Below are 6,827 nucleotides of genomic sequence, written 5' to 3'. Positions count from 1 at the left end.
ACCTTGTTGAGTCGTCCGTACAGCGCCTTGCGGCGCCACAACAGGGCGCCGATCAGCAGCGCCAGAGGCAAGAACAGCAATGGCCGCTGGGTCAGGCCGTCAGCCAGTTCGCTCAGGCTCGACGCCCACGGCAAGGTGTTGACCTGCCGCTCCAGGCGCTCGGGCACACCGCGCATCCATTCCACATCCAGCGGTTTGTTGCTGGGGATCCAGAACATCTGTTCGTCGAGGGTCGCGCGCAGGCTTTGCGCGGTGCTCAGCAATTGTTTCTGGTTGAGCTGCAGGGTGATCGATTCGTTGAGCATCGCGCTCAACTCGCGGTTCAGCCGCTCGAGCAGATCAGCGCGGGTGTTGGCCAGATCCAGGAGGCTTTTGCGCAGTTGCGGGGTGACCTGCTCTGGCGGCTGGGTGGCCAGCAGATTGTCGACATAGGTCGCCGGGTTGCTCAGCAGCTCCCGCTGCTGGCTGACATCAAACTGATACAGGCGAATATCGGCAATCTGGTCGGCGAGGTCGCGGTCGACCTTCAAGTGCGGCAGCGCCTGTTTCTGTTTGTAGAGGATTTTCGACAGCAGCAGGCTGCCCTTGAGCACGTTGATTTGCTCGTCCAGCGCCGAATCGCTCTGGGTCAGGGTGTCGAGTTGCTGTTTGGTCTGCAGGTTCTGCTGCGTGACTTCGTTGAGACGGTCGGTGCTCTTGAGCAAATAGTCGGAAAGCTTGAGGTTGGTCGCGCTCTCGCTCGCCAGCAGGCTGCTGCCGCCGGCCTTCTGCGCCTCGATCGATTGCTGGGTAACGGTTTCCTGCGACTGCGCCAGACGTTTCTGGTTGATCAGGGTTTGCAGTTCCTGGATCTCGCGGTCGAGGCGGTCGGATTTCTCCGAAAGCAAGTCGTGCTGGGCATTGCCGAGATCCTGCAACTGGGTGTTGCCGGCCAGTTCCTGGCGGCGCAGCGGAATCAGTGCATTGAGTGCGGCCAGTTCGGCGTTCAACTGGTCGCGCTGTTCGGCGGTGACCGTTTTGCCCGTGTCCTTGCCGGATTTGAGGATGGTGTTGATCTGCTGGATGCGCGTCTGGCTGGCGGAAATTTCCGCCTGAGCGCGCTCGGGGCGAGTCTGGGCGGTGATGATCAGGCTGTTGGCTTCGGCCAGGGCTTTTTGCAGATCGCTCTGCTGGGTCGAGCGATCGGTGAGGATCTGCTCCAGTTGCTGAATCGACTCCTTCGGAAAACGCTGCGCGACCGGCACTGGCGCGGTGGCCTTGAGGCGGCTCAGTTCGCGGGTGTTTTCAATCGTCTGCTTCGGCGCGTTGGCCAACTGACGCTTGAGATCGATCAGTTTCTGCTCGTAATCACGCTGGTTGTTCAGCTGATTGAGGGTGTTCTGCAGGACGGTCTGCAGGGTCTTCTTGTCGGCGTCCGGCAGTTTGCTGTCGGCCAGCTTGTCGAGGCTGGCCTGCACGGCATCGCTGGACGGTGGTTCGGCGGCATGCAGCGGGCCGACGACAAGACTGAGGCCCAGCAGGGCCGCGGCGAAAAAGGAGCGCAGGGTAGGCATAGAGACCGGTCAAGCAAGTGAGAGTGGGAGCAGTTTAGAGGAAGAGTCCGGGGCCCGGGCGACTTCCTTCGGGGAATCTGACGCCCACTTTGCCGATCTTGTTCCCGTCCATGACCGCCACCGTCCAGTGGGTGTTGTTCCACTCCACCTGGTCGCCGACGATGGGAGCACCCCCGACTTTTTGCGCAATGAACGCGCCCAGGGTCATGTCCGGATCGATGCCTTCGGCCGGCAAGCCATACAGCGCTGCAACCGCTTTAAGCTGGGCGTCTCCTTCGAGCACGAAGTCGCCGAAGAAACGCAGATCGAGGCCGCGTTGCGGTGCCTGGCTGAACAGTTTGCCGAGGGCCGGCAAGTTGTGTTCATGGCCAATAACACACAGCAAATCATCGACTTCCAGCACCGTACTACCCGACGGATGGAGCAGTTGCTGGCCACGAAACAGCGCCGCGATGCGTGTGCCTTCGGGCATTTTCAGCTCACGCAGGGGCGAGCCGATGCACCATTTCTCCGCGCCGAGCTTGTAAACGAACAGCTCCCACTCGCTGGTGACGTGCACTTCCAGTGCCGCTCGGGATATCGGCGCTGGTTCTGGCGGAACGGTCACCTTGAGCAATTTGGCCACCCACGGCAGGCTCGTGCCCTGCACCAGCAGCGACACCAGTACGATGAAGAACGCCAGATTGAAGTAGAGCTGCGCTTGCGGCAGCCCGGCCATCAGCGGGAATACCGCGAGAATGATCGGCACCGCGCCGCGCAGGCCGACCCAGGAAATAAAGGCTTTTTCGCGACCGTGGAAGGCCTTGAACGGCAGCAGGCCGACCATCACCGACAGCGGCCGCGCGAACAGGATCATCCACAGCGCCAGACCGAGGGCGGGCAGGGCGATCGGCAGCAGATCGTGGGGCGTGACCAGCAGGCCCAGCACCAGGAACATGCCGATCTGCGCCAGCCAGGCCATGCCGTCGAGCATGTGCAGAATGCCGTGGCGGCTGCGCACCGGGCGGTTGCCGATCACCAGGCCGCACAGGTAGACGGCGAGGAAGCCGCTACCATGCAAGGCGTTGGTCAGCGCGAACACCACCAGACCGCCAGCAATGATGAGGATCGGATAGAGCCCGGCGGCGAGATTGATGCGGTTGACCAGTTGCAGCATCACCCAGCCGCCGCCCAGACCGATCACGCCACCGATGCCGAACTCGCGGATCAGGTGGGTCAGCAGGCTCCAGTGCAGGCCGGTTTCGCCGCTGGCGAGCATGTCGATCAGGGTGACGGTGAGAAACACCGCCATCGGGTCGTTGCTGCCGGATTCGATTTCCAGACTGGCGCTGACCCGTTCGTTGAGGCCTTTACCGCCGAGCAGCGAGAACACCGCAGCGGCGTCGGTCGAGCCGACGATGGCGCCGATCAGCAGGCCCTGAATCAGATTGATGTCGAACAGCCACGCAGCGGCCATGCCGGTCAGCCCGGTGGTAATCAACACCCCGACCGTGGCCAGCGACAGCGCCGGCCACAAGGCCACGCGGAAACTCGACACCCGCGTACGCAAGCCGCCGTCGAGCAGGATCACTGCCAGGGCGAGGTTGCCGACCAGATAGGCCGTCGGGTAGTTATCGAAAATGATCCCGCCACCATCGACCCCGGCAGCCATGCCGACCGCGAGAATGATGACCAGAATCGGAATGCCGAGACGTGAAGAAAGCGAGCTAACAAGAATGCTTGCGCCTACCAGCAACGCGCCGATCAAGAACAGGCTGTTGATGGTCGTCGCATTCAAAGGCAGTACTCCAGAAGCGTAAAGACGAGGCACAAACTGACCATGCAGTCTGCGTGCCAGCGATTCTAACCTGTTGAAATGTGATGCTGTCAAAAAGCTTTTCTGCAGAATCACCCTGAAAACGCGGCGAGTGATGACTGTGGCGAGGGGATTCATCCCCGTTCGGCGGCGCAGCCGTCGTAAAACCGTTGTACGCGGGTCCTCTGATGAAACCGCATACGCTGCTTTTGGGGCGGCTTCGCTACCCAACGGGGATAAATCCCCTCACCACAGGGGAAGCTCCAGCGAGGTGTTACAGGCTGAACCGCCCAACCATGTTGTTCAGATCCAGCGCCAAGCGCGACAGCTCATTGCTCGCCGCGCTGGTCTGATTGGCGCCGGTCGCGGACTGCACCGACAGATCGCGGATGTTGACCAGATTGCGATCGACTTCCCGCGCCACCTGCGCCTGCTCTTCGGCTGCGCTGGCGATGACCAGGTTGCGCTCGTTGATTTCGACGATGGCGCTGTTGATCGTGTCCAGCGACATCCCGGCGCCACGGGCAATATTCAAGGTCGATTCGGCGCGCTCGGTGCTGTTGCGCATCGAATCCACGGCGTGTTCGGTGCCGCTCTGGATGCTGCCGATCATGCGTTCGATTTCGCTGGTCGACTGCTGGGTGCGATGGGCCAGGGCGCGCACTTCGTCGGCCACTACGGCGAAACCACGCCCGGCCTCACCGGCACGGGCCGCTTCGATTGCTGCGTTCAATGCCAGCAGGTTGGTCTGATCGGCGAGGCCACGAATCACATCGAGCACCTTGCCGATATCGCGGGATTCATTGGCCAGGTCGCCGATCAGCGACGCGGTGCTCTGCACGTCGGCGCTCATGCGTTCGATGGCGCTGACGGTTTCCTGCACCAGATCACGGCCGTCGCCCGCCGAAGTGGTGGCGTTTTTCGAGGCTTCCGAAGTGCTGACCGCGTTGCGCGCGACTTCTTCGACGGCGCTGGTCATCTCATTGACCGCAGTGGCGGCCTGCTCGATTTCGTTGTTCTGCTGGGTCAGGCCGCGAGCACTTTCATCGGTGACGCTGTTCAGCTCTTCCGCAGCAGACGCAAGCTGTGTGGCCGAACCGGAGATGCGCTGCAGGGTGTCGCGCAGCTTCGATTGCATCTTCGCCATCGCCGCCAGCAGGCGCCCGGCTTCATCTTCGCCATCGACATGGATCGGCTGGGTGAGGTTGCCTTCGGCGATGGTTTCCGCCGCCTCGAGTGCCTTGGAAATCGGCTTGGTAATGCTCACGGTCAGCAACCAGGCGAACAGCAAGGTCAGGCCGCTGGCGATCACCAGCAGAGTGACGACCAGATCGAACGACATCGAGTACTGATCCTTGGCGCCCTGATCAGTCTCGGCAATTTGCTGGGTATTGATCTCCAGCAGACGCGCAAGTGCGGTGTTGACGGCCTCTGAGTTGCTCAGCAAATCGTTGTTGAGCATCTGCTGCAACTCGGCGATCTGGTTGTTGCGCGACAGGGTTTTCATGCGCTCTTCAAGCTGACGGTACTGCGCCAGCAATTGCACGTACTGATCGTACGCCGCACGTTCCTGCGGGCCTTCGATCAGTGGCTCGTATGCGCGTTGCGCATCGGCGATCTGGCGATTGCGCAGGTCGAACAGTTCGATGGTTTTCTGCTGCACGTCGGGTTCGCGATTGATCAGCAAACGATAGGAGAGCACGCGCAGGCGCAGGGTCAGTTGGGTGAATTCGTCCAGAGCCTTGATCGACGGCACGCTGGCGGTAGCGATGTCTTCGCCGGCCGCGCGGATCTTGCTCATCTGGTTCAGCGCAAACACGCCGAGGATCAACATCAGGCCGCCGATCAGGGCGAAACCGGTGAACGCCCGTGGGGCGATATTCATATTGCGAAGGGACATGGGCGGATACCGAAAAGGGCCGCATCCATGCGGGCTGAGACTGCTGTATGGGTGACTTATCGGTCATACGACTAAAGTCTTGAGGTGGTGTGCGTATTTGTCGCAGACAGGCTTGAGCGACGAAGTGCAGGAACCAGATCGACCAATCACAGTCTTTTAAACTCGCGAGAACGCTTGCCCCCAGGAAAATCAAGGCCTTGCGCCGGTTTAACCCTGGCATCCGTGGTGACTTTTCTTTATCGTACGCGCCCTTTGAAAAACGCTTGGAAGATCAAAATGTTGGAAGCATCCCTCAGCCAATTGGAACAGCTCGTCAGCGACCTGGTGCAACAGAACCAGACCTTGCTGCAGACCAACCAGACCCTGTCCACGGAACTGGCCCAGGCCAAGGATGAAAACGAAAACCTGCAACTGAACCTGATGGAGCAGGAAGAAAAACACGGCGCCACCGCCGCGCGCATCCAGGCGCTGGTTGATCGCGTCAATGCCGGTCCTGTCAGCGCATGAACCACGGCACAGCAGGGGTAAAAGTCATCTCCATTCTCGGCGAGGACTATTCGATCAAGGCACCGGCCGGGGAAGAACAGACCCTGCTGGACGCGGCCATGATGCTCAAGGCCACGCTGGAAGACACCAAGCGCAAATACCCGACGCTGATCGGCGACCGTTTGCTGGTGCTCGCGGCGATGAATCTGTGCTCGCAGCAGATCGAAATGAAAAAGCAGCACAAAGAAGAACTCGAGCGTTATCAAGAGCAAGTCAGCGCCACGGTCGAGACAATTGCCAAGACCATCAGTCAGGGCTGATGAGGTTGCGCACAACCAAGGAATAGATTGTCGGTTGGGGTGTATACAATCGGCATGGCTGTTGCAGTGTTTCGGCCACTTATTCCTTGGGGGTGCTCCATGCAGTGGTGGCGACGCAGTATTCAGTGGCAGTTGATTCTCGGCATGGGCGCGGCCCTGCTGATCAGCATCGTGATTGTGGTTGGCATTTATACCCTGGTGGTCAACCGCCTCGCCCAGAGCTATCTGGTCGAACAAGCGCTGCCGTCGAGTATCGAAGCGACGCGCAACGATATCGAACGCATCCTCGTGCAACCGCTCACCGCCGCCAAGGACATCGCCAGCAACACCATGGTGCGTGATTGGCTGGCGACAGGCGAGGACAGCAGCAAAACTGCTCTCTTCGCGCAGTATCTGGAAGGCATCCGCGCTGAACACAAAGCTTTCACCGCGCTGATCATCGGCACCGAATCCAACCACTACATCACCGAAAAAGGCCTGGACCGCACCCTCAGTCGCGCGAAACCGGCCGACGCCTGGTTCTATTCCTTTCTCGACAGCAATCAGCCGCGCACCCTCAATATCGACAACGACGGCGCGACAGGCGAGCTGGCCCTGTTCATCGATTTGAAGGTCGAGCAGGCCGGTAAAGTCGTCGGTGTCGCCGGGCTTGGGCTGAGCATGAAAGAGCTGTCGGAGCTGATCCACAATTTCAGTTTCGGTGAACGCGGCAAGGTCTATCTGGTGCGTTCCGACGGTTTGATTCAGGTCCATCCTGAGGCGCAGTTCAGCGG

Annotated in this window: 4 protein-coding genes and 3 pseudogenes; 3 read left to right on the top strand and 4 right to left on the bottom strand. The window is 60.4% G+C overall.

Annotation, left to right across the window (positions count from 1 at the left end):
• The 4 genes and pseudogenes from OQK_RS08635 to OQK_RS31975 form a co-directional block, all read right to left on the bottom strand.
• Nucleotides 1-1,553 (bottom strand): annotated as a pseudogene (locus OQK_RS08635) (mechanosensitive channel MscK); the annotation flags it as partial.
• Nucleotides 1,554-1,587: 34 nt separating this feature from the next.
• A complete protein-coding gene (locus tag OQK_RS08630) occupies nt 1,588-3,330 on the bottom strand; it encodes a potassium/proton antiporter (RefSeq protein WP_016772017.1) in 1,743 nt (580 codons plus the stop codon).
• Nucleotides 3,331-3,622: 292 nt separating this feature from the next.
• Nucleotides 3,623-4,222 (bottom strand): annotated as a pseudogene (locus OQK_RS31980) (methyl-accepting chemotaxis protein); the annotation flags it as partial.
• Between the two features lie 303 nt (nt 4,223-4,525).
• Nucleotides 4,526-5,182, bottom strand: a pseudogene (locus OQK_RS31975) (MCP four helix bundle domain-containing protein); the annotation flags it as partial.
• 342 nt (nt 5,183-5,524) lie between these two features.
• On the opposite strand from OQK_RS31975, the gene OQK_RS08620 reads away from it, so the two are divergent.
• The 3 genes from OQK_RS08620 to OQK_RS08610 form a co-directional block, all read left to right on the top strand.
• A complete protein-coding gene (locus OQK_RS08620) occupies nt 5,525-5,755 on the top strand; it encodes a hypothetical protein (protein WP_016772015.1) in 231 nt (76 codons plus the stop codon).
• On the top strand, nt 5,752-6,054 hold the full coding sequence (locus OQK_RS08615; protein ID WP_016772014.1) for a cell division protein ZapA: 303 nt from the start codon (nt 5,752-5,754) through the stop codon (nt 6,052-6,054). The genes OQK_RS08620 and OQK_RS08615 overlap by 4 nt, the downstream gene beginning before the upstream one ends.
• A gap of 99 nt (nt 6,055-6,153) precedes the next feature.
• Nucleotides 6,154-6,827, top strand: a 674-nt coding sequence (locus tag OQK_RS08610; protein ID WP_177318484.1) for a cache domain-containing protein, incomplete at its 3' end; no start/stop codon positions are given.

The sequence above is a fragment of the Pseudomonas sp. R62 genome (assembly GCF_000257605.1).
In the GTDB taxonomy this organism is placed as follows: domain Bacteria; phylum Pseudomonadota; class Gammaproteobacteria; order Pseudomonadales; family Pseudomonadaceae; genus Aquipseudomonas; species Aquipseudomonas atacamensis.
This window is presented reverse-complemented; position numbering and strand designations above follow the sequence as displayed.